Below are 21,448 nucleotides of genomic sequence, written 5' to 3' on the forward strand. Positions count from 1 at the left end.
TCGATTGCAACCACTATAGATCGCAGTGCAAGGAGCCTCGCCATGAGCACCATCAAGCCCGCCGCCGACCTTGAGGCCGATCCGCGCGTCAAGGCCGTCTTCGACGACATCCGCACCACGCGCAAATCCGACTTCATCAACAATATGTGGCTCTACCTCGCCTTCGACCCTGCCCTGCTGGAAAACACCTGGCGCGAGGTCAAGGCAATCATGGCAACACCTTCGACGCTCGATCCACTCGTCAAGGAAATGCTCTACATCGCCGTGTCGGCCACCAACGGCTGCAATTACTGCGTCCACTCGCATACGGCAGCGGCAAAGGCGAAAGGCATGAGCCCCGAGCAACACGCCGAGTTGATGGGGATCATCGCGCTCGCTGCCAAAACGAACCAGCTCGCAACCGCGCTGCAGGTCCCGGTCGATCCGGCATTCGACGCCGACCGCAGCTGACTCGGCGGCACCACAACCAAGGCAGCCCGGGCGATCCCTGTCCGTGCCGCGCTGCCCCTGGCCGCTGGCCCTTTTCGCCCGCCTCCGCGGCATTTCAGACACAATCCCTGGCCCATCATTCCCATGACAAAGATGTGATCGCCCTCCAGCCTTGTCATGCCGTCGGGAACATGGGTAGGCATCGGCCTGCACACACCTCCACCCCGGAAAGAAACTCCCCTAAATGTCGGCTGCATCTCTCACGTCACGGAGAACGTTCATTTTGACTGCCGCTGCCGCGGCGCTGGCGGGCTGTACCACCACAACGCCGAGCGGCAAGGACGCGCCCATCCCACAAACGCTCCGGCGCCCGATCGAACCGGCGACGACCGCTGAACTGGATGCCATGTACGGCGCGGTCGAGGATGGCGGTCACTCGATTCTGGCCGTTCCGTACCAGCAGATCGATCCCAAGTTCTACAGGCAACGCGTTGAAAACCCGACCGGAGAGCCGGCCGGAACCGTCGTCGTCGATACGCCGTCGCGCTTCCTCTACGTCGTCGAGCCGGGCGGCACGGCGATGCGCTACGGCGTCGGGATTGGCCGCGATGGCTTTTCCTGGCAGGGCGAAGGCATCATCCACTGGCGTCAGCACTGGCCCCGCTGGAAGCCGCCGAACGAAATGATCGCGCGCCAGCCGGAGCTCGAAAAATATTCCATCGCCAACGGCGGCATGGAGCCCGGCGTGAAGAACCCGCTCGGGGCGCGCGCCCTCTATATCTTCCAGAATGGCCGGGACACCCTCTATCGGCTGCATGGAACCCGGGAATGGAAATCGATCGGCAAGGCCGTCTCGGCCGGCTGCGTTCGTCTGATGAACCAGGACGTGATCGACCTTTACAAGCGTGTGCCGTATCACGCCCGGATCGTCGTTCACCAGGAACCGCTTCAGGCCTGAATGCGCCTTACCGGTGCCGGCAATTATAGTTGTCCGGCACCGGGAGTGGAGCGGCTGACGGGTGCATGGCTATCCACACCTTCGTTCTTGCGATCGAAAGACCGGAATAAAAGAAGAACACAAAACTGGCCTTTCGCCCCCGAATCACTACATTGGGCCGCATGATGAGCGGTTACGACGACATTCCCTTCTTCGACGACGAGGATCCGGCGCTGAAGAAGGCCCCTGCCCCTGGCCAGAAATCCGGTCACGCGCCGACCGGCGGCATTGCCGCGCGCGCCATGGCTGCCCGCGACGCGCACCGTGCGCCCGACTATCTCGCCGGTCTCAACCCCGAGCAACGCGAGGCGGTCGAGACGCTGGACGGCCCGGTGCTGGTGCTCGCCGGCGCCGGCACCGGCAAAACGCGCGTGCTGACGACCCGCATCGCCCATATCCTCGCCACCGGCCGCGCCTTTCCCTCGCAGATTCTCGCCGTGACTTTCACCAACAAGGCCGCCCGCGAAATGAAGGAGCGCATCGGCCTGCTCGTCGGCGGCGCCGTCGAGGGCATGCCCTGGCTCGGCACCTTCCACTCGATCGGCGTCAAGCTCTTGCGCCGCCATGCCGAACTGGCCGGGCTGCGATCCGATTTCACCATTCTCGACACCGACGACGTCGTGCGGCTGATCAAGCAGTTGATCCAGGCGGAGGGCCTGGACGACAAGCGCTGGCCGGCCAAGCAGTTCGCCGGCATGATCGACACCTGGAAGAACAAGGGCCTCGATCCGGCGCAGATCCCCGAAGGCGACGCGCGCGCCTTTGCCAACGGCAAGGGCCGCGAACTCTACGCGGCCTACCAGACCCGGCTGAAGACGCTGAACGCCTGCGACTTCGGCGACCTGCTGCTGCACCCGATCCGCATCTTCCGCGCCAATCCGGATATCCTGCGCGAGTATCACCAGAAGTTCCGCTACATCCTCGTCGACGAGTACCAGGACACCAACACCGCCCAGTACATGTGGCTGCGGCTTTTGGCGCAGCGGTCGCCGGCATCAAGCGCGGCACGGGGTCCGTCCGAAGGACGGCAAGGCCAAGTGGCCGTCGCGCCCGATGGCGCGCCCCCGCGGAGCGAGCCGCGCAGCGGCGACAGCGCGAGCGCAAAAGAAAAGCAGCAAATAAATATTTGCTGCGTCGGCGACGACGACCAGTCGATCTACGGCTGGCGCGGCGCCGAGGTCGACAACATCCTGCGCTTCGACAAGGATTTTCCGGGCGCCAAGGTCATCAAGCTGGAGCGCAACTATCGCTCCACCGCCCATATCCTCGGCGCCGCCGGGCACCTGATCGCCCACAACGAGGGCCGGCTCGGCAAGACGCTGTTCACCGACCGCGTTGATCCGGAGGACGGCAAGGTCATCGTGCATGCCGCCTGGGATTCCGAAGAGGAAGCCCGCGCCGTCGGCGAAACGATCGAGACGCTGCAGCGCCCGGACCGCAACGGCAAGCGCCACAACCTCAACGACATGGCGATCCTGGTGCGCGCCTCCTTCCAGATGCGCGAGTTCGAAGACCGCTTCGTCACGCTTGGCCTGAACTACCGCGTCATCGGCGGCCCGCGCTTCTACGAGCGGTTGGAAATCCGCGATGCCATGGCTTATTTCCGCCTCGTCTGCCAGCCGGCCGACGACCTCGCCTTCGAGCGCATCGTCAACACGCCGAAGCGCGGCCTCGGTGACACGACCATCCGCAACCTGCACGACTATGCCCGCGCCCGCGACATTCCGATGCTGGCGGCGGCAAGCGACATCATCGAGACCGACGAGCTGAAGCCGAAGGCGCGCAAGGCGCTGTTCGACGTCGTCACCGATTTCAAGCGCTGGCAGGCGCTGCTGGAGACCATGCCGCACACCGAACTCGCCGAGCAGATCCTCGACGAGAGCGGCTACACGGCGATGTGGCAGAACGACAAGTCGGCCGAGGCGCCGGGGCGGCTGGAGAACCTGAAGGAGTTGATCCGCTCGATGGAGCAGTTCGAGAGCCTGCGCGGCTTCCTCGAACACGTCGCGCTCGTCATGGATGCCGAGCAGAACGAGGACCTCGACGCCGTGTCGATCATGACGCTGCACTCCGCCAAGGGGCTCGAGTTCGAAACGGTCTTCCTGCCCGGCTGGGAGGAAGGGTTGTTTCCGCACCAGCGCGCCCTCGACGAAGGCGGCCGTGCGGGCCTTGAGGAGGAGCGCCGCCTCGCCTATGTCGGCATCACCCGCGCCAAGCGCAACTGCCACATCTGGTTCGTCTCCAACCGCCGCATCCATGGCCTTTGGCAGTCGACCATCCCCTCGCGCTTCCTCGACGAACTCCCCGAGGCGCATGTCGAAGTGGCCGAATCCGACCAGTCTTACGGCGGCTACGGGCGCGGCGGCGGCTATGGCCAATCGCGCTTCGACAAGCAGGAGCCGTTCCAGAACAGCTACTCCACCCCCGGCTGGCGCCGCGCGCAGCAGAACAAGACCGACGCCACCCGCGACAACTGGGGCAACCGCTCCGGCCATGCGGTCGAGCGCATCGGTTACGGCGAAAGCGGACCGCGCGCCCGCACCATCGAAGGCGAACTCGTCGCCAAGTCGACCACGACCGAGCCGTCGCGCTTCTCGGTCGGCGACCGCGTCTTCCACCTGAAGTTCGGCAACGGCAACGTCGCCGCCGTCGAGGGCAACAAGCTGACGATCGATTTCGACCGCGCCGGCCAAAAGAGGGTGCTGGACGGCTTCGTGGAGCGGGCGTAAACGGCGTCCCCGCCGCAGGGCGAGCATTCTTTTTTGCCCGCCTTCGATCGTGATTGGACATCTGTTCGCAGTGGAGTCACCCTTCACCTAGGGGCTGCATGAGCATTGGGGGGCGGAGCATCCATCCTCTGAATGGGAGTCCAAGATGAAGCATCAAACAGTGGAACAACTGCGGCTTGTTGCAGAAGTCGAGACCTATCCGGCTCAGACAATGACCCGCAAGGAGCGGCTGGAACGCTGGGCGGAACTCCTCGAGAAAAATCCGCACTGGCACCTGTCGACCCTGCGCCAGACCGAGCATCAGTCACCGAGTGTCCGCGCGAACATGCGCGGCGATGGTTCGCCGATTTCCGTCGCCTACGCCGATCCCGTCCTGCGTGCAGCCGGGCTGGCAGACGATACCTATGGCGAAGCACGGCGTTTCTTCGACCTCTCGGACGACGAGTTGCACGAGGTCATCTGCTATTGCCATTATGGATCGGCTGTAAGCGCAGCAACGGCAGCGGCACAGATTCGGGTAGTCCTTGCACCCAAGTCGCCCGGCTTCTTCGCCACGCTGCGTCGGTTGTTCATGGCCTAGCGCCCGGCCTCGGAGACCGGAAGCGATCTTCGGACACAGGATTGCATGCGGGCACGAAGCGCGAAAGCGGTTTTCGTGCGCGGCGCTGAGGCTGCGGGCGCGGATGTTGTCAGCGTCGCCGGATGTGTGAACGCGGCGTGATCAAGTGTGCGCGCTGCCGACGACTTGGAGCCGCCGGTCACAGTTTGACCGGCGGAGTTTCTGTGTGGTCGTGCTCCTGTTCACCCCTGCCTGCCAAACAGTGAGGCAAACTGGCTCTTGCCGGCATTCATGCTCGGCACGACGACAAGCGTGTCGATCTCGCCACGCTTATAGGCCGCCAGGAAGCGGGGATAGTTCTTGAACGCGACGCAACCGTGCGAATTGCCATTCCTGCCAAGCAGGTAGGAGTGCGTGAGCAGACCGGTGCGTCCATGCGGATGGACACCGTCGACCGGCGTCATGCGCAACGCCTGCACGCCATGAAAGAGCTTCTCGCGCATCGTCAGCTTGAAGGTGCCTGGAGGTGTCGATCCGCGCATCTTCATGTGCACGTATTTCGGATTGTCGCGCATCTGGCCGATTCCGGAATGCGCCTCGAGCCGCTCCCCGTTCGGAAGATGAACGACACCGGCTGCAATGTCGTAATAGGCGGTGCGCCCACGGGCGCGGCTGCGCGAACCGAACAAGCTCGGCCGCACCTTTTCGCGCACCTCGTCGTCGGTGTCGACCTGCGCCGGGCTGGCATAAGCGAGTTCTTTCACGGATGGCTTGACCTCGCGCCGGTCCGGCTTGTCTTCCGTGGCCTTCGCAAGCACCTGCGGACGCCCTTCGGGCAGCGGGATTGTGTCCGGGAGTGGATGCGCCTCCTCGCTCATCACGAGACCGAAGGGCTTTGCCAGCACCGCGTCACGCGTCGAGCCAGGATCGACGAGGGCCGTCACGAGCGAGCCCTGAATCTGGGCGCGCGCTTCGGCGACAACGCCGTTCTGGACCTGCGAGGCGGCAGCGACGGTCAACTCGTTCAGCTTTTGCGCCGTTTCCATCGCCAGCCTCATCGTCGCCATCGCGTTCTTCTTGCGTTGATGCGATTTGATCGCTTCGGCGGTGAGGCCGGCCGGCCAAAGCTGCTCTGCCGGCGTTTTGGAAAGCCGTTCGAACTTCCGGACCCGGATGTTCCGCTGGACCGGCACCTCATGTTCCAGGGCTGGAAGATCGAGGGAAACCTGCAGGCGGTTCTCCTTTTCGATCGAAGCAGCCGGCGTCACCGCCTGCACCGTAGCCAAAGCACCGATAACCCAGGACGACGTTGCGACGCCAAAGCAAACGACAACCGCTCCGAATAAAAGGCCACGTGATTTCTTGAGGAACCGGAAAGACCCGCGACGGGGCTGGAACTCACTGCTCGCAACGATGACAGACGCCATGATACTCGTTACCCAAGGTACTGGTGACTCGATCCGGCGCCAATCAAACGGATTGTCGTCGGGACCGGTATTTGGCGTCGACACGCCCGGAAACTGAGCGCCCCGTGCCATGCGGACCGGTCGAAACAATGACGGAAATGGTGTCAAACTATGGTAAGCAATTCCTTTACGGGGATTGACAAAAAGCGCGGACTACCCGTGTAAGAGCGACTCGCTCGGCCAAAAAATCACGTCTTTTCAAGGGCTTATGCGACGAGATTCAAATTTTGCGGGAATCTGTCGATTTGCCGTTTCGGTCGCTAGTGATGTATGGATTTTTTCGCGCGTTAACCATCTGAACGGTCAACGTCAAACCCGCGCCGAACATGCCGAAACGCCGGCGCTAGATGGGCGCATTCACGCCAACTGGACCTTCAGGCCACTTTCAGCGGCGGCATGCCGTCATGGACGGCCTTGCGGATTTCCGCGCGGAACGCGGGCGTATCATGCTCGCCGTGAACGGTGACCGCATGCTGCACGGCCGCGTTGATCAGTTCGTCTTCGCTGTCGGCCGATATCGCGATCGTGCACTTCATGTCACTCGGAAACTCCCGGCAGTCGATGTACTTCCGGCCCATCGAAACCTCCCGACAATGTATGGTCGCCAGCGGCGCGCCACAACCATGGTCCGCGCGCCGGCTACCGAAAGGATACGTCGCACGGAAGAAATCGACAAATCACAAACGGTCGCCTTCCCTCAAGCGATTGACGGCAATCTCCGCAGCCAGTCCACCTGCGCCTCGTAGGCTGCAGCCATCTGCAGCACCAGTTTGTCTGCCCGTGGCCGCCCGATGATCTGGATGCCGGCCGGCAGGCCGTTGTCGCCGAACCCTGCCGGCATGGCGGCGACCGGCAAGCCGGCCATTGTCGGGCCGATCACCACCTCCATCCACCGGTGGTAGGTGTCCATGGCGCGCCCGGCAATCTCCTTCGGCCATTGGAGCGTCACGTCAAAGGGAAAGACTTGCGCCGACGGCAGGATCAGGAAATCAAAGGTCTGAAACAGTTCAAGGACGTAGCGGTACCAATCGCTCCTGATCGCAGAGGCAGCGAGTACGTCGCGGGCCGAAAGATCCTGCCCGTTCTCGATCTCCCAGATCATCGCCGGCTTCATCCTTGCTCGCCTGGCAGCGTCCGCGTAGTCAGCCCCCTGCCCGCCGGCGACGAGAAGATGACGGTAGGTCCGCCAGCCCCACCAGAGGCGGTCCATGTCGAAACCCGCCTGCACGTCCGAAACGGAAGCGCCGAGCGCGGAAAAGACGCCAAGCGCCTCGCGGCAGAGCTCCAGCACGCCCGGTTCGAAGGCCAGATGGCCGCCATGGTCGCCGAGCCAACCGATCTTCGCTCCGGAAAAGTCGGTGCGCTCAACCGGAAACATTTCCTCGGTCGGCAGGGATAGCGGGTCGCGCGCATCATAGCCGGCCTGGGTCGCAAGCAGCGCCGCCACGTCGGCAACACAGCGCCCCATCGGCCCGTTTACCGCGTGCTGGCCGAGATAGAGCTCGTTGCCGAGCGACGGCACGCGGCCGAAGCTCGGCCGGAAGCCGATGACGTTGTTGAACGCAGCCGGGTTTCGCAGCGACCCCATCATGTCACTGCCATCCGCCACCGGCACAAGCCGCGCCGCAAGCGCTGCCGCCGCCCCACCGGAGGAGCCGCCGGCGCTTTTGGTGAGATCATACGGATTGTGCGTGGCGCCGAAAACGTCGTTGTAGGTGTGTGAACCGAGCCCCATCTCCGGTGCGTTCGTCTTGCCGATGATGATGGCACCGGCGGCACGGATGCGCTCGACGTGGATGTCGTCGAAGTCGGGCACAAAATCCTGATAGATCTGCGACCCGTAGGTGCAGCGGAGCCCCTTCGCCTCGGACAGGTCCTTGACGGCAAAAGGAACGCCATGAAGCCATCCCCGCGAGCATCCCTCTGCAAGCGCGCGGTCTGCAGCTTCGGCCTCGGCCATCAAGTCGGATTCGTCGCGCAGGCTGACGATCGCGTTGATTTTCGGATTGAGCGCCTCGATCCGCGCCAGATAGGCCGCCATGACGGATCGGCACGAAACGTTGCCCGCGTGAATGGCCGCCGACAGCTCCACGGCGCAAAGGTCGGTGATGTTGTCCAAGATGCGCTCCCCCTGACACGTCTTGCCAGATGGATAGCGCAGCGCGCGCCCATAGGAAATGGCAGCTCCGCTCCCATACACGGTTTCCCTTTGCAAGGCGCGCGGCATGGGCAAGACCCATTGCCCATGCGACCGCGCCGCCATAACGTGCCTGCGGAATCAGTTCAGGGGTATCGTCATGACCATCCCGCTCATCGAACTCTGCGTCGAAGGCATTGATGGATTTCTGGCCGCCCAGGAGGCCGGCGCCGATCGCGTCGAGCTCTGCGCAAGCCTGGTGGAAGGCGGACTGACGCCGAGCCTTGCGACCATCCGCGCGGCGGTCAAGGCGGCCCGCATCCCGGTCCACGTGATCATCCGGCCGCGCGGCGGCGATTTCCTCTATTCGCAGACCGAGTTCGAGACGATGCGCGACGACATCCTGGCCCTTCGTTCCGAAGGTGTCGCCGGCGTCGTCATCGGCTGCCTGACCCCGGACGGCCGCATCGACGAGGAGCGCACGAAGGCACTGGTCGAGGCAGCGCGGCCGATGTCGGTCACCTGCCACCGCGCCTTCGACATGACGGCCGACGCCGGCGAGGCGCTGGAGGCGTTGATCCGCTGCGGTATCGACCGCGTCCTGACCTCCGGCCAGCGCGACACGGCGCTCGAGGGACTGGAGATCCTCAAGAAGACGACCGAGCAGGCAGGCGACCGCATCGCCATCATGGGCTGTGGCGCGCTCGATGCCACAAACATCAAGGCCGTGCGCGACGGCGCGGGTTTGAAGGAGATGCACTTCGCGGCGCTGAAGACGGTTGCAAGCGGCATGCGCTTCCGCAACCCGCGTGTCGGCATGGGCGGCACGGAGAAAGACCGCGAGTACGAGCTGACGCTGACGGATCGCGACGCCGTGCGTGCGACGATCGCCGCGGCAAAGAGCGCCTGACGCGGCGTTGCAAAGTTGCTCCGTCCACCTACCTGAAAGGGATAGCCCCGATGGAGACCGACCGATGACCGCCCTGCGCCTCGCCCTTGCCGCAAGCCTCTGCCTTTTCGCCACAGCAGCCTCCGCCGACACGGTCGGCGAGGTCGGCGTGGACTGGATGGGCAACGACATCATGATCGATGCGGTGAGCGATCCGGAGGTCTCCGGCGTGACCTGCCACATCACCTATTTCGACAGGGGCGTTCTCGACCGGCTCCAGAAGGGCAACTGGTTCGAGGACCCCTCCAACAATGCAATCTCCTGCCAGCAGACCGGTCCGATCACGATCGGCGACATCAGCCTTTCAAAGGGTGGCGAGGAGGTCTTCAAGGCGGGCCTGTCGCTGATTTGGAAGAAGCTCGTCGTGACCCGGATCTACGATCGCCAGAACGACACGCTGATCTACCTGGCCCATTCGCGGGAACTGACGGACGGATCGGCAAAGATGTCAATCTCCACGGTGCCGCTTTTTGGCGAACAGGTCACGTGGTCGAAGGGAAAGCCGCAGTAGTTGTCGGCGGGCCTTTCTGACGTCCCGCCAAGGCTGACCGCCGTGCGACCACCGCTCACATGACGATGAAGGTCACGCTGCCGTCCCCATTCTGTTGGACGGAAATGACTTTGCTGATGTCGACCTGTTGCGCCTCCAATGCGGCGGCAAGGTCGGGATTCGACCGGATATCGGTCTGCAGCTTGCGTACTTCGGCCGACTTCCCATCGGGCAGTCGGCGGTACTGGTCACGCGTGTCGTCGTCAGGAACCTCGTCGACGCGCATCACAGCGATCTTGGTGATGTCCACCGCCGTGAAGTCGCCGATGCCCGAAACGGCGGGGTTGATGGCGCCTGTCGTCACCGCATCGGTCCCTGCCCCGCTCGCCGGCGGCACGACCATCGAGCCGGACGCGTCGTCACCGCCGGTCGTGGCCTGCGCCGTCTGTACGTGGGCTGGGCGTTGTGTCGGAATTGGCACTTTCGCGCCTTCGATCGTCGTTGCCGCAAATGCAGGCCCGGCAAGTGCGGCAGTCAGCAGGATCGACGAACACGTTGCGAGAAATTGCATGACTCTCTCCCTTCAGCGTCTTGCGCATTCAAGAGGGAAATGTCTGCTCGTCCCGATAGTTCCGAACTGCGTTGAGCGTCAGCGAGCCTCGAGAAGGATCTCCGCGGACGTCACCGTCTGTACGCCGGCCGCCGCCATCGCCTCCTCGGCAGCCTTGATCGTGGCCGGATCGATGCCGCGGCTCAGGTCCTCGACGAAGCGGACCCGCACGCCGGGCAGCATCTCCACGGCGTCTATCGCCGAGGCCTGGACGCAGTAGTCGGTCGCAAGCCCGCCGATATCGAGTTCGGTGACGCCGCGTCCCTTCAAGAAGTCCGCCAGGCCAGTGTGCGCCGTACGATCATTGTCGCGAAACGCCGAATAGCTGTCGACGTGCCGGTTCATGCCCTTGCGCTGGACGTGGGCGATTTTCGACTGGTCGAGGTCGGGATGCAGCGCGGCGTCATCCGTGTGCTGGACGCAATGATCCGGCCACAACATTTGCGGCTTGCCGGCCAGTTCGCCCATCTCGAAGGCTTGGCTGCCGGGGTGATTAGAGGCGAAGCTGCCGTGATCGGCCGGATGCCAGTCCTGCGACGCCACGATCAAATCATAGCCGCCGTCCGCCATCAGCCGGTTCGCCACGGGAATAACCTCGTGACCGCCGGCAACGGCAAGATTGCCGCCAGGGCAGAAGCCGTTCTGGAGGTCAACAAGCAACAGGCATTTCATGGTCAGCACTCCGACTGTCGGGAAGATACCTGCCCGACCGGGAAGGATGTGGCATCCTAGCGCAGGGAATCAACAAACTGAATGGCAAAGACCCCGGCGGTGTTCCGGCCGGGGTGCTGGATGCGATCCGCGATTGGTCTGATCAGGCGGCCTGCGCCAGCTCGTCGGCAATGACCGTATCGAGGTTGAGGAAGCAGACCATCGTCTTTTCCAGCGCGACGATGCCGCGGCAGAAGGCGCGCTGGGCTTCGGGAATGATTTCCGGCGCCGGCTGCAGGTCTTCGCTCTTTATGGTCATCATGTCGGAGACCTGCTCGACGAGCAGGCCGACCAGCTTGCCGCCGATGTCCGTGACGATGATGGCGGAACGCTCGGACGGCTCCGTCATCTTCATGCCGAGACGGCAGGCCATGTCGATGACCGGAATCACGGCACCGCGCAGGTTGATCAGGCCGAGCACGTAAGGCGGCGTATGCGGCATCGGCGTCACCGGCGCCCAGCCGCGGATTTCCCGGATGGCCATGATGTCGATGCAGAATTCCTGGTCACCCAGATGAAACGAAACAATTTCGAGATAGGCACCCGACTGCTTGATGGCGTTGGACATGGCTCGGACTCTTCCCAGATTTCGGCGGCAGGATCGCAAATGCGCGAGAGGCCCTGATGGCCTGCGGACCTCATGCCCGAACGGCCGTTTCCGGCCCCATACGCCCTGGGAGCCTTGCAGAGAGAGATTAAGCAAACCCTAACCGGCCTGCCCGCACAGGCGGATTTCGAGGTGTTTGCGGCGATCTATCCCGCCGCCGTGCCGATCGCATGTGACGGTCGCGTCACATGCGCAAAAGGTTCGCGCTACCTCATTCCCGTTCGGATCAATGTACGCTAGGTTATACATATGACTACAAGCCGCCTCACCGTCCGTTCCGGCATAACGCTCGCGCTGGCGTTTGCGTTGTTCGCCGTGCTGTTTTCGCTGGCCTTCGCCGGGTGGGTCGATCACGGATCTTCGATCCTGCTTACTATGGCGGAGACAGGTCTCTCCTGGTGCTTTTGAGTTTGTCGTGATCACATTGCCGCGAGCACGCGGTTGCGGCGATACGCGCATTTGCCGACAAGCGCCCAAAGAACTATGACTCCAGCAAGGTCGCCCACAACCGGGGCGGCAGTTACATATCGGATAACTTTATGAAAACCGTACGCATCGCGCTCTGGATTGCCATAGCCCTTCTGGCGGGTCTGCTCGGCTGGTTGACCCTGGAGATGTCAAAGAGTGGCGAAAAACTCGCGGAGGGACCGTTCGGCGTGCCCTTCGCGCTCGTCGCCCAGGATGGTCAACCGATCACCGAAAAGGCCTTCACGGGCAAGCCGACGGCGCTGTTCTTCGGCTTCACCCACTGCCCGGAAGTTTGCCCGACGACCCTCTTCGAGCTCGATGGTTGGCTCGCCAAGGTCGACCCGGACGGCACAAAAATGCAGGCCTATATCGTCACCGTCGATCCGGAACGCGACACACCGGAAATCCTCGGAGCCTATGTTTCCAACGTTTCCAGCCGTATCACCGGCATTTCCGGGCCGGCCGACAAGGTCATGGACATGGTGAAGGGGTTTCGCGTCTATGCGCGGAAAGTCCCGGTCGATGAGAAGGATCCGACGGGCGAGTACACGATGGATCACACCGCCTCTGTCTTCCTGCTCGACCGCGATGGGCGCTTCCGAGGCACCATCTCCTATGGCGAGAACCCCGATGTTGCCGTACAAAAGCTGGAGAACCTCATCAAAGGATAAGGATCTCCGGTCATGGTTTCACGCGCCGACATTTCGATCCTCATCGCCGGCGCGGGACCAGTTGGTCTCACACTTGCGCTCGAACTGGCCAGACGGGGAATCAAGCCGCGGATCGTGACCCAGACCGATGGGCCCGTCTCGGAGAGCGAAAGCCGGGCGCTCGGCGTCAATGCGCGGACACTGGAACTGCTCGAACCGTCCGGCGTTGCCGGACAGATCCGCGAGCAGGCGATAGCGATCGAGGGGCTTCGGCTCACGTCGCGGGGCACCCCGCTGCTGACCATTCACACGAACAAGTTCCGCGGACAGGCCCCGGCCTTGAGCATCCTGCCGCAGAGCGCCACGGAACGGCTCTTGCTGGAGCAACTCCGTACCTTCGAGGTCGAACCCGAGTGGCACACGACGGTGAACACCGTGGAGGGAGGCGCGGAGACCCCTGAGGTGACGCTCATACGCAAGGACGACAGCGGCGAAACGGTGAAGCCGACGATCCTCGTGGGTGCCGACGGCGCCCATTCGATCGTGCGCAATGCCTGCGGCTTCACCTTTCCAGGCGAGGCGCTGGAGAACGACTTCTTCCTGGCCGACTATGCCTATGACGTCCCAGTCGACGTCAGCTATGCGCGCGTGGATTTCATCAATCCCGGCGTGCTTGGCTGCATTCCGGTCCGTGCCAACGTATTGCGCTACATCTCGACGCTGCCGGACTTCGAGGACCGCATTGTCCATCCGCATGATCCGCTCGAGCAGACCTGGCGATCGGATTTCAAGGTAAGCTTCAGGCATGTCGAGGCGATGTCGATCGGCCGCGTCTATCTCGCCGGCGACGCGGCCCACATTCATTCGCCGATCGGAGCTCGCGGCATGAATCTCGGCATCGAGGATGCCTGCTGGCTCGCCTGGCTCATTTCCGAGGGGCGAGAAACAGAATATTCGGCTTTGCGCCTGCCGGCCGTACGCGGTGTGCTGCGCCAGACCCGGATGCTGACGGCGCTTGCCACCCTGGAGCGCCCGGCAGCCCTCATGCTGCGCGAACGGCTGCTGCCGCTGATGACTTATCTTCCCTTTGCCGAGCGCCGGCTCGTGTCGGGAATCGCCGGCATGGACACGCCCCACCCGCCCTGGATCGCCAGAACGCAATGAACGACTTTGCGCGGTGCGCCGGACATGCTAAAGCGCGTCGCGATCTTTCAGATCCGCTTGCCGCGCTTTAGGTCCTTGTTCTTTCGCATGTCTTGGTTCCGAAACCGGTGCCCACTTTCGGGAGACATGCTTTAGCGCATGCGCGAAAACAAAAACGGTCGGCGACCCCGGCCCGCCCAGCTATGCAGGAACAGCCTCACGTGAGCGAGATCCGTCTTTTCATCACCACGACCGAGCGGAATGCCGATGCGATCCTCAACTTGATGACCGATGTCTTCGAGGAAGAGGGATACGCCATCGCCACGATGGAGATTGATGAGAAGGCGGACAGATGGGAAGCGTCCGTCTATCTGATGGCCGACGAGGAAGACGAGGTCCGGGAACGCTTCGCCGCGCTGTTGAAGGACGATTTTCCCGATGCGATGATCGAGCGCGAGGACATCCCCGACGTCGACTGGATCGCCAAGTCGCTGGAGGGCCTGCAGCCGGTGCGCGCGGGCCGCTTCGTCGTCCACGGCTCGCACGACCGGGACGCAGTGCGAGCGGGCGAGATCGCCATCGAAATCGATGCCGGCCAGGCTTTCGGCACCGGCCATCACGGCACGACGGCCGGCTGCCTCGAAGTGATCGAGACGGTCATGCGCTCGGCGAAGATCCGCTCCGCGCTCGATCTCGGGACCGGCAGCGGCGTGCTGGCGATCGCCGCCCGCAAGCTCGCCCCCATTCCCGTCCTTGCGACCGACATCGATCCGATCGCGACGAAGGTGGCCCGCGAAAACGTACGCCACAACGGAATCGCCAGCGGCATCACGCTTGAGACGGCGCCGGGATTTCACCACACGGCCTTCCGCCGCCACGGCCCGTTCGACCTGATCATCGCCAACATCCTGGCCCGTCCGCTGATGCGCATGGCGCCGCAGCTCGTGGCGCATCTGGCGGCCGGCGGGCACGTCGTCCTGTCTGGAATTCTTGCCAACCAGCGCTGGAAGGTCTTGTCGGCCTATAACGGCGTAGGCCTGCGGCATGTGCGCACGATCTGGCGCAACGGCTGGGTGACGATCCACCTCGACAGGCAGTGAAACCGCGTCGCGGCCTCTTTGATTCGGTCGCGCGCCTTGGCCTTTTGCCACCCCGCATGTCTTTGTCCGAAACCGGTCTCCACTTACGGGACATTGCTTGGAAAAGAAAAAACCTCCCGGCCGCGCAGGGATACGGACGGGAGGTTCTGGAAAGAGAAAAGGCGGTGCCAGTGGCACCGCCTAGGACCGGAAAACCGGCCTGTCCGCGAGCCTTAAGGAGGAGGAGAGCTCAAGCGGACCCTATGTGTTCCGAACGCCTACCCGGAGGAGGGAGGAGGAGTGACCGGACAAGCGTCTGATCGGAACACCTAGCAGCATCGCCTTTCGACGAAACTTTCGTTTACTTTCGTTTGAAGCAGAACTCGCGTTCGCTTCGTTGCGGGCTTTATAACCGAAGCAAAAAATAAGGACAGGATTAATTGGACATGGGAGCTATGCATGCAGCGCATGGACGCGCGCAAAGCCCTCTGCCTCCCGGCAGAACTGTGACTCGGGCCGGCCGCCCGGAAAGCGGATTGTCCACGACCACGATTTCACTTCGCCGGCAGTTGTTCTAGAGTCGCGCGAGTCCAGTTCCAGCCGGAAGCCAAATCATGTTTCAGAGTTTCGACGTCACCTCCACCCCGCAGTTCGGCCGCGAACGGACCGACGCACTGCGCGCCACCTTCGACACGCTTGGCATCGACGGCTTCCTCGTGCCGCGCGCCGACGAATTTCAAGGTGAGTATGTGCCGAAAAGTGCCGAGCGGCTGTCTTGGCTGACCGGCTTCACCGGCTCGGCGGGTGTTGCGCTGGTCACGCGCGGCGAAGCGATCGTATTCGTCGACGGCCGTTACGTGACGCAGCTCGCCGAACAGGTGGATGGCAGCGTCTTCAAAGGGGGCGACCTGGTCGGCGAACCGCCGCACGTGTGGATTCCGAAGCACGTCGCGAAAGGCTTCCGCCTCAGCATCGATCCCTGGCTCCACACCGGCGCCGAGGTGCGCAAGCTGGAGAAGGCGCTGAAGGAAATCGGCGGCACGCTGGTTCAGCTCGATCACAACCCGCTCGACCGCATCTGGACCGGTCGACCCGCAGAGCCGCTCGGGCGGGTGCGCATCCAGCCGCAGGAATTTGCCGGCAAGCTGGCCAAGGACAAGATCGCGGAAATGGTGGCGAAGGTTGGCGAGGCAGGGGCCGACGCGCTGGCCGTGACCGATCCGTCGACGATCGCCTGGCTGTTCAATGTTCGCGGCAGCGATGTCCCGCACACCCCTCACCCCCTCGCCCGCGCCATCCTGCATGCGGACGGCAAGGCGGAGCTCTTCATTGACAAGCGCAAGACGGGGATCGAGGAAGAGGCCTACCTCACCCAGCTTGCCGACTTCCTGCCGCCGTCGGAGTTCGGCAGCCGGATCGCGGCTCTTTCCAGCGCCGGCAAGAAGATCCTGATCGACCCGGACCAGGCCCCTTTTGCGCTCGCCGAAGCAATTCGTTCCGCCGGCGGCACGGTCATCGAAGCGGCCGATCCCGCCCGCCTGCCGCGCGCCTGCAAGAACGAGATCGAGCTGGCTGGCTCGGCCAAGGCGCACCTGCAGGATGGCGCGGCGATGGTGGAGTTCCTCGCCTGGCTCGACGCCAGCCGTCCGGGCACGCTGACCGAGATCGAGGTGACGAAGAAGCTGGAGGCCTGCCGCGCCACCGTCGGCGAGCGCATGCAGAACCCGCTGAAGGACACCTCCTTCGATACGATTTCCGGCGCCGGCGCCCATGCCGCAATCATGCATTACCGCGTGACGACCGATACCGATGCGAAGATCGAAGGCGGGACGCTGTTTTTGATCGATTCAGGGGCGCAGTACATCAACGGCACGACCGACATCACCCGCACGGTTGCGATCGGCGACGTACCGGAGGAACAGAAGCGCTTCTTCACGCTCGTCCTGAAGGGCATGATCGCCATCAGCACCGCGCGCTTCCCCAAGGGGACGCGCGGCTGCGACCTGGACCCGCTCGCCCGCATCGCGCTGTGGAAGGCCGGCGCGGATTTCGCCCATGGCACCGGCCACGGTGTCGGCTCCTATCTCTCCGTGCATGAAGGACCGCAGCGCATCTCCCGGCTCTCGACGCAGGAACTGCTGCCGGGCATGATCCTCTCCAACGAACCCGGCTACTACCGGCCAGGAAGCTTCGGCATCCGTATCGAAAACCTGATCCATATCCTGCCGGCTGCCCCCGTCGACGGCGGCGACATCGACATGCTCGGCTTCGAGACGCTGACCTTCTGCCCGATCGACAAGCGGCTGATCGTGACGGAACTGCTGACCCGCGAGGAATTGCACTGGGTCGACGCGTACCATGCGCAGACGCGCGCGGCGCTGATGCCGCTGCTCGAGGACGCCAAGGTGCGCGACTGGCTGACATCCGCGACCGCACCGTTCAGCCACGGGGTGTAGGAAGCCCATTCAGTCAATTCTAGGCTCCAGCCGGGCCCTAGGATACCGCCTGCTAGGGAATTTGTGTGATAGCGATCAGAGTATCAACACCGCGAGACGGTGAGCGCGTAGTCAACATTTGGCGTGACGCCGTCGACGCAACGCATGACTTTCTGACCCCGGAAGATCGCGCCGAAATCGAGAATGAAGTGCGCGATTTTCTTCCGGCCGCCCCGCTTTGGTTGGCCGTGGACGCTGACGACCGTGCGCTCGGATTCATGTTGTTGGATGGAGGACATATGGAAGCTCTATTCGTCGATCCGGCGAATAGAGGCGTGGGTATCGGCCGGGCGCTTGTCCTTCATGGCTTGTCACTGCTCACCACGATGACGACCGACGTGAATGAGCAGAACGCGCAAGCAGTCGGCTTCTACGAGCGAATGGGGTTTAGGCGAATCGGGCGCTCCGAAAAAGACAGCCAAGGCCGCGACTATCCGCTATTGCACCTTCGCTTCGATCGCACAGTCTAAGATCCTCCTGACCAGAGGCCCATCCTGTTGGGTCTGCTGGTCACGTTCGGCTTCTGCTTGCCGGCCTTACCCGCCGAACGCATACCGCATCAGCATCACCGCACACCAGCCGACGAACAGCATGGGCAGCATCGACAGGCGAAGGCTGGCGATCAGGGCGGCGGCCATGGCAACCTGCACGTCCGGCCCGCCGGTAAAGAAGGCGGGCGCCACGAGCGTCGTCAGGACAGCCGCCGGCACCGCGTTCAGCGCCGCCTCAAGGCGCGGCGGGATCGACTTCATCCGCGTGATCAGCACGTAACCGCCGATGCGCGTCAGGAAAGTGGCAACTGCGCCGGCGAGAATGATGAGCACCATGTCGGTGTGGAACAACGCCTCCATGTCAGCCCCTCCGCGCCGCGCGGCGTTCCGGCTCGCGCTTCACCGGAAGTGCAGCTGCAAGCAGCATGGCGGCGACAGCACCGATGCTGACGTGCCAAGGCGAACCGACGGTGTGATAGGCGATCACCGAGGCGGCGCCGCTCATGGCAACGACCGGAAGAAAGTTCGACCGCTTACGGAAGCCGAGCACCAGCGCCATGAAGTAGATGGGCAGCAACACGTCGATACCGATCACCTTCGGATCGCCGATCAATTTCCCGAAGAAACCGCCGAGCACCGTCATCACCTGCCATGGTACATAGATCATGAGCCCGTAGCCGAGGTACCACGAGAAACTTACCCTACGCCCCGACTCTCCACGGTTGACCGTCTCTGCGAATTGCGGGTCTGTCAGCAGGAAGAATCCGAAGAACTTCTGGACCGGCGTGAAATGCCGCACATAGGGCGCCATCGCCGCCGAATAGAGAATGTGGCGGAAGTTCACCGCAAAGATCGACAGCACGATGATCCACGGCGCGATCCTCTGGCCGAACAGTTCGATGCCGACGAGCTGGCTCGCACCGGCGAACAGTGTGAGGCTCATCAACGCCGCTTCGGCGATCGTCTGGCCGTTGGCGACCGCGACGGCGCCGAACAGGGCACCGAACGGTGCGGCGGAAATACACAACGGCATCGCGCCGCGCATGCCTTCGTTAAAATCTGCCTTGCTCAAGGGGCTGCCTCTCGTTAACGGCTCCGTCTATTCGCACCAAGCTTTCAGGGCAATTGAATTAGACTGATATATTCATTAATTTTGCTGAACCGTATCCGTAGGTGCCGCCAACGCATGCCGCCGGTTGCAGGATTGACCCCATGAAAAAAATCGATCTCTCTAAACAGGAAAAGGCGGACATCATCCGCGCCATTCAGGTCTATTTTTCAGAGGAACTCGATCAGCAGATCGGCGCACTCCCGGCGGAACTGCTGATGGAGTTTTTCACCAAACAGATTGGCCCGCATCACTACAACCGCGGCCTGCGCGACGCGCACACCGCACTACTGGGCAAGATGGACGAATTTGCCGACGCGCTCTATCGCCTGGAGGAACAGCGGGATTTCCGGCGCTGACTACCGTCAGGCGTTCTTGCTCTTCACCTGGAATGTGTGCTCCTGCCCCGGGAAGGTCCGTGCCTTGACCTCTTCCGCATAGGCCGCGAACGCCTCGCTCATCAGCGGTGCCAGGTTGGCGAAGTGCTTGACGAAGCGCGGCTTGAAATCCGTGAAGACACCGAGCGCGTCGTCGACGACGAGCACCTGGCCGTCGCAGGCCGGCGATGCGCCGATGCCGATCGTCGGAACCTTCAGCAGGCCGCTGATTTCGCGGGCAACTGGCTCGACCGTTCCCTCGATGACAATGGCAAACGCCCCGGCATCATCGATCGCCTTGGCGTCGCGGCGGATCTTCTCCGCTTCCTTGTCGTTGCGGCCGAGCGAGCGGTAACCACCGGTCGTGTTGATCAGTTGCGGCATCAGGCCGACATGGCCGAGCACCGGAATGCCGCGCTGGGTCAGGAACGCAACCGTTTCGGCCATCTCCGCCCCGCCTTCGAGCTTGATGGCGCTGCAGCCGGTTTCCTTCAGCACCCGGGCGGCACTGCGGAAGGCCAGTTCCTTCGATTCCTGATAGGAGCCGAACGGCAGATCGACCACGACGCAGGCGTTGCTGGAGCCGCGCATGACGGCCTGGCCGTGCGCGATCATCATTTCCAGCGTCACGCTGACGGTCGAATCGAGCCCATAGAGCACCATGCCGAGCGAATCGCCGACCAGCATGAAATCCACATGCGGATCCATCAGCTTGGCGATCGGTGTCGTATAGGCCGTCAGGCTGACAATCGGGCGCTGGCCCTTTAGGCCGGTGATGTCCGCGGGGGCGAGACGCCGCTTCGTTACATGTACGCTCATCGTCAGGCTACCTTTACTGCTTGACCGTGTTCGTGCCGATAACCCGGTTGTCGAGCAGCTTCGTGCTCCCAAACCGGATGAAAAGCAACAATAGAACGGGTTTCTCACCGATTTCGGCGAGTTCCGAAAGCGTCTCGGGGTCGCGCAGCGCGACGACCTCCGGTTCCGCCAGCGGTTCGGCGGAGACAAAGGCCCGTACGGCCGCCTCGACCCTGCTCGCGTCCCGCTCGCCGCCTGCAATCGATCTTGCAGCCTCGTCGAGCGCGCGCGGGACGATGACGGCGGCGGCGCGCTGCTCCGGCGAGAGGTAGACATTGCGCGAGGAACAGGCGAGCCCATCTGCCTCGCGCACGGTCGGCACCCCGATCACCTCGATCGGCTGCGCCAGGTCTTCGGCCATGCGGCGGATGATCGCGAGTTGCTGGTAATCCTTCTCGCCGAAGTAGCCACGGTCGGCGCCAACGATATTGAACAGCTTGGTGACGACGGTGCAGACACCGGCGAAATGTCCTGGCCGTACCTCGCCCTCAAGCTTGGAGCCGAGTGTGGGCACATCCACAACTGTCTCCATGGGGCGGGGATACATGTCTGAGACGCCGGGCGCGAAGAGGAAATCGACGCCGCCGTGTTCGAGCATCGCCTGATCGCGCGGCAAGTCACGCGGATAGCGCGCAAGATCCTCGTTTTCGCCGAACTGCAGCGGATTGACGAAGATCGAGGCGACGACAATGTCGTTTTCGACGCGGGCGCGGCGCACGAGTTCCATGTGGCCGATGTGGAGATAGCCCATGGTAGGCACGAGCCCGATCGTCTTTCCGGCGGCACGATGGGGTGCAAGTGCCTCACGCAATCCCGCGATCGTGGTGATGGTCTGCATCCGGCGGATCCTCCAATCCATCGACACCCTCTCCCTGGGCGCTCGCCGCCGTAGCATCTGGGCTTTTTTGCGGCAGCGCCGCTTTCTATCTTGTGCAGCGCAAAAAGACAATCGTTAACCTGGTAGCGAACCCTGCCCGGAGCGACGTTCGCATATGCAATATTGTTGCTGTACTTTTCGGCCGCTTCGCAGTAGGAACGCCGCCAAATGGTCGGCCACGCGTGGGCCGATGCGCGGTCCGGCACCATCGTGATCCA

Annotated in this window: 23 protein-coding genes; 13 read left to right on the forward strand and 10 right to left on the reverse strand. The window is 63.1% G+C overall.

Going from position 1 to position 21,448, the window contains the following annotated elements; genetic code table 11:
* The first annotated feature begins 42 nt into the window (after positions 1 to 42).
* The 4 genes from J2Y48_RS09325 to J2Y48_RS09340 all read left to right on the forward strand — a co-directional run bounded on the left by J2Y48_RS09325 (position 43) and on the right by J2Y48_RS09340 (position 4,735).
* Positions 43 to 450, forward strand: a complete 408-nt coding sequence (locus J2Y48_RS09325; RefSeq protein ID WP_310416193.1) for a carboxymuconolactone decarboxylase family protein — start codon at positions 43 to 45, stop codon at positions 448 to 450.
* A gap of 223 nt (positions 451 to 673) precedes the next feature.
* Positions 674 to 1,387 carry a L,D-transpeptidase gene (locus J2Y48_RS09330; RefSeq protein WP_310416197.1) on the forward strand — a complete coding sequence of 238 codons (714 nt, stop codon included), beginning with the start codon at positions 674 to 676 and terminating at the stop codon, positions 1,385 to 1,387.
* Between the two features lie 161 nt (positions 1,388 to 1,548).
* On the forward strand, positions 1,549 to 4,155 hold the full coding sequence (locus J2Y48_RS09335; protein WP_310416793.1) for a UvrD-helicase domain-containing protein: 2,607 nt from the start codon (positions 1,549 to 1,551) through the stop codon (positions 4,153 to 4,155).
* A gap of 145 nt (positions 4,156 to 4,300) precedes the next feature.
* Entirely contained in the window at positions 4,301 to 4,735 is a 435-nt protein-coding gene (locus J2Y48_RS09340; protein WP_310416200.1) for a hypothetical protein, read from the forward strand.
* Positions 4,736 to 4,956: 221 nt separating this feature from the next.
* Here J2Y48_RS09340 and J2Y48_RS09345 read toward each other — a convergent pair whose 3' ends face one another.
* The 3 genes from J2Y48_RS09345 to J2Y48_RS09355 form a co-directional block, all read right to left on the reverse strand.
* Positions 4,957 to 5,991 carry a DUF2778 domain-containing protein gene (locus J2Y48_RS09345; protein ID WP_310416796.1) on the reverse strand — a complete coding sequence of 345 codons (1,035 nt, stop codon included), beginning with the start codon at positions 5,989 to 5,991 and terminating at the stop codon, positions 4,957 to 4,959.
* A 563-nt stretch (positions 5,992 to 6,554) separates the two neighbouring features.
* Positions 6,555 to 6,758, reverse strand: a complete 204-nt coding sequence (locus tag J2Y48_RS09350; RefSeq protein ID WP_310416203.1) for a DUF1059 domain-containing protein — start codon at positions 6,756 to 6,758, stop codon at positions 6,555 to 6,557.
* A gap of 119 nt (positions 6,759 to 6,877) precedes the next feature.
* On the reverse strand, positions 6,878 to 8,299 hold the full coding sequence (locus J2Y48_RS09355; RefSeq protein WP_310416206.1) for an amidase: 1,422 nt from the start codon (positions 8,297 to 8,299) through the stop codon (positions 6,878 to 6,880).
* Between the two features lie 178 nt (positions 8,300 to 8,477).
* Between J2Y48_RS09355 and J2Y48_RS09360 the strand changes: the two genes are divergently transcribed.
* Both J2Y48_RS09360 and J2Y48_RS09365 read left to right on the forward strand, forming a co-directional pair.
* Positions 8,478 to 9,227 carry a copper homeostasis protein CutC gene (locus tag J2Y48_RS09360; RefSeq protein WP_310416208.1) on the forward strand — a complete coding sequence of 250 codons (750 nt, stop codon included), beginning with the start codon at positions 8,478 to 8,480 and terminating at the stop codon, positions 9,225 to 9,227.
* A 64-nt stretch (positions 9,228 to 9,291) separates the two neighbouring features.
* A complete protein-coding gene (locus J2Y48_RS09365) occupies positions 9,292 to 9,777 on the forward strand; it encodes a CreA family protein (RefSeq protein ID WP_310416211.1) in 486 nt (161 codons plus the stop codon).
* A gap of 55 nt (positions 9,778 to 9,832) precedes the next feature.
* Here the strand turns inward: J2Y48_RS09365 and J2Y48_RS09370 are convergent, their stop codons facing one another.
* The 3 genes from J2Y48_RS09370 to J2Y48_RS09380 all read right to left on the reverse strand — a co-directional run bounded on the left by J2Y48_RS09370 (position 9,833) and on the right by J2Y48_RS09380 (position 11,645).
* Positions 9,833 to 10,327, reverse strand: a complete 495-nt coding sequence (locus J2Y48_RS09370; protein ID WP_310416213.1) for a hypothetical protein — start codon at positions 10,325 to 10,327, stop codon at positions 9,833 to 9,835.
* 78 nt (positions 10,328 to 10,405) lie between these two features.
* A complete protein-coding gene (gene pncA / locus J2Y48_RS09375) occupies positions 10,406 to 11,038 on the reverse strand; it encodes a bifunctional nicotinamidase/pyrazinamidase (RefSeq protein ID WP_310416216.1) in 633 nt (210 codons plus the stop codon).
* A gap of 142 nt (positions 11,039 to 11,180) precedes the next feature.
* Complete coding sequence (locus tag J2Y48_RS09380) at positions 11,181 to 11,645, reverse strand: chemotaxis protein CheW (protein WP_310416219.1); 465 nt, start codon at positions 11,643 to 11,645, stop codon at positions 11,181 to 11,183.
* A gap of 288 nt (positions 11,646 to 11,933) precedes the next feature.
* Between J2Y48_RS09380 and J2Y48_RS09385 the strand changes: the two genes are divergently transcribed.
* From J2Y48_RS09385 to J2Y48_RS09410, 6 genes are all read left to right on the forward strand, one after another.
* On the forward strand, positions 11,934 to 12,092 hold the full coding sequence (locus J2Y48_RS09385; protein WP_310416222.1) for a hypothetical protein: 159 nt from the start codon (positions 11,934 to 11,936) through the stop codon (positions 12,090 to 12,092).
* Between the two features lie 131 nt (positions 12,093 to 12,223).
* On the forward strand, positions 12,224 to 12,823 hold the full coding sequence (locus J2Y48_RS09390) for an SCO family protein (protein ID WP_310416225.1): 600 nt from the start codon (positions 12,224 to 12,226) through the stop codon (positions 12,821 to 12,823).
* A gap of 12 nt (positions 12,824 to 12,835) precedes the next feature.
* Positions 12,836 to 13,966 carry an NAD(P)/FAD-dependent oxidoreductase gene (locus tag J2Y48_RS09395; RefSeq protein ID WP_310416229.1) on the forward strand — a complete coding sequence of 377 codons (1,131 nt, stop codon included), beginning with the start codon at positions 12,836 to 12,838 and terminating at the stop codon, positions 13,964 to 13,966.
* Positions 13,967 to 14,166: 200 nt separating this feature from the next.
* Positions 14,167 to 15,045 carry a 50S ribosomal protein L11 methyltransferase gene (locus tag J2Y48_RS09400; RefSeq protein ID WP_310416231.1) on the forward strand — a complete coding sequence of 293 codons (879 nt, stop codon included), beginning with the start codon at positions 14,167 to 14,169 and terminating at the stop codon, positions 15,043 to 15,045.
* 593 nt (positions 15,046 to 15,638) lie between these two features.
* Entirely contained in the window at positions 15,639 to 17,480 is a 1,842-nt protein-coding gene (locus J2Y48_RS09405) for an aminopeptidase P family protein (protein WP_310416233.1), read from the forward strand.
* A gap of 65 nt (positions 17,481 to 17,545) precedes the next feature.
* Positions 17,546 to 17,989 (forward strand): acetyltransferase, encoded by a 444-nt coding sequence (locus tag J2Y48_RS09410; protein WP_310416237.1) that lies wholly within the window; start codon positions 17,546 to 17,548, stop codon positions 17,987 to 17,989.
* 66 nt (positions 17,990 to 18,055) lie between these two features.
* Here the strand turns inward: J2Y48_RS09410 and J2Y48_RS09415 are convergent, their stop codons facing one another.
* Both J2Y48_RS09415 and J2Y48_RS09420 read right to left on the reverse strand, forming a co-directional pair.
* Entirely contained in the window at positions 18,056 to 18,370 is a 315-nt protein-coding gene (locus tag J2Y48_RS09415; RefSeq protein WP_310416240.1) for an AzlD family protein, read from the reverse strand.
* A gap of 1 nt (position 18,371) precedes the next feature.
* A complete protein-coding gene (locus J2Y48_RS09420; RefSeq protein ID WP_310416244.1) occupies positions 18,372 to 19,082 on the reverse strand; it encodes an AzlC family ABC transporter permease in 711 nt (236 codons plus the stop codon).
* Between the two features lie 140 nt (positions 19,083 to 19,222).
* Between J2Y48_RS09420 and J2Y48_RS09425 the strand changes: the two genes are divergently transcribed.
* Complete coding sequence (locus J2Y48_RS09425; protein ID WP_310416247.1) at positions 19,223 to 19,477, forward strand: DUF2164 domain-containing protein; 255 nt, start codon at positions 19,223 to 19,225, stop codon at positions 19,475 to 19,477.
* 6 nt (positions 19,478 to 19,483) lie between these two features.
* Here J2Y48_RS09425 and panB read toward each other — a convergent pair whose 3' ends face one another.
* Positions 19,484 to 20,314, reverse strand: a complete 831-nt coding sequence (gene panB, locus J2Y48_RS09430) for a 3-methyl-2-oxobutanoate hydroxymethyltransferase (RefSeq protein WP_310416250.1) — start codon at positions 20,312 to 20,314, stop codon at positions 19,484 to 19,486.
* A gap of 13 nt (positions 20,315 to 20,327) precedes the next feature.
* Positions 20,328 to 21,191 carry a pantoate--beta-alanine ligase gene (panC, locus tag J2Y48_RS09435; protein WP_310416798.1) on the reverse strand — a complete coding sequence of 288 codons (864 nt, stop codon included), beginning with the start codon at positions 21,189 to 21,191 and terminating at the stop codon, positions 20,328 to 20,330.
* Positions 21,192 to 21,448: the final 257 nt, after the last annotated feature.

The sequence above is a fragment of the Mycoplana sp. BE70 genome (assembly GCF_031455855.1).
In the GTDB taxonomy this organism is placed as follows: Bacteria; Pseudomonadota; Alphaproteobacteria; order Rhizobiales; family Rhizobiaceae; genus Mycoplana.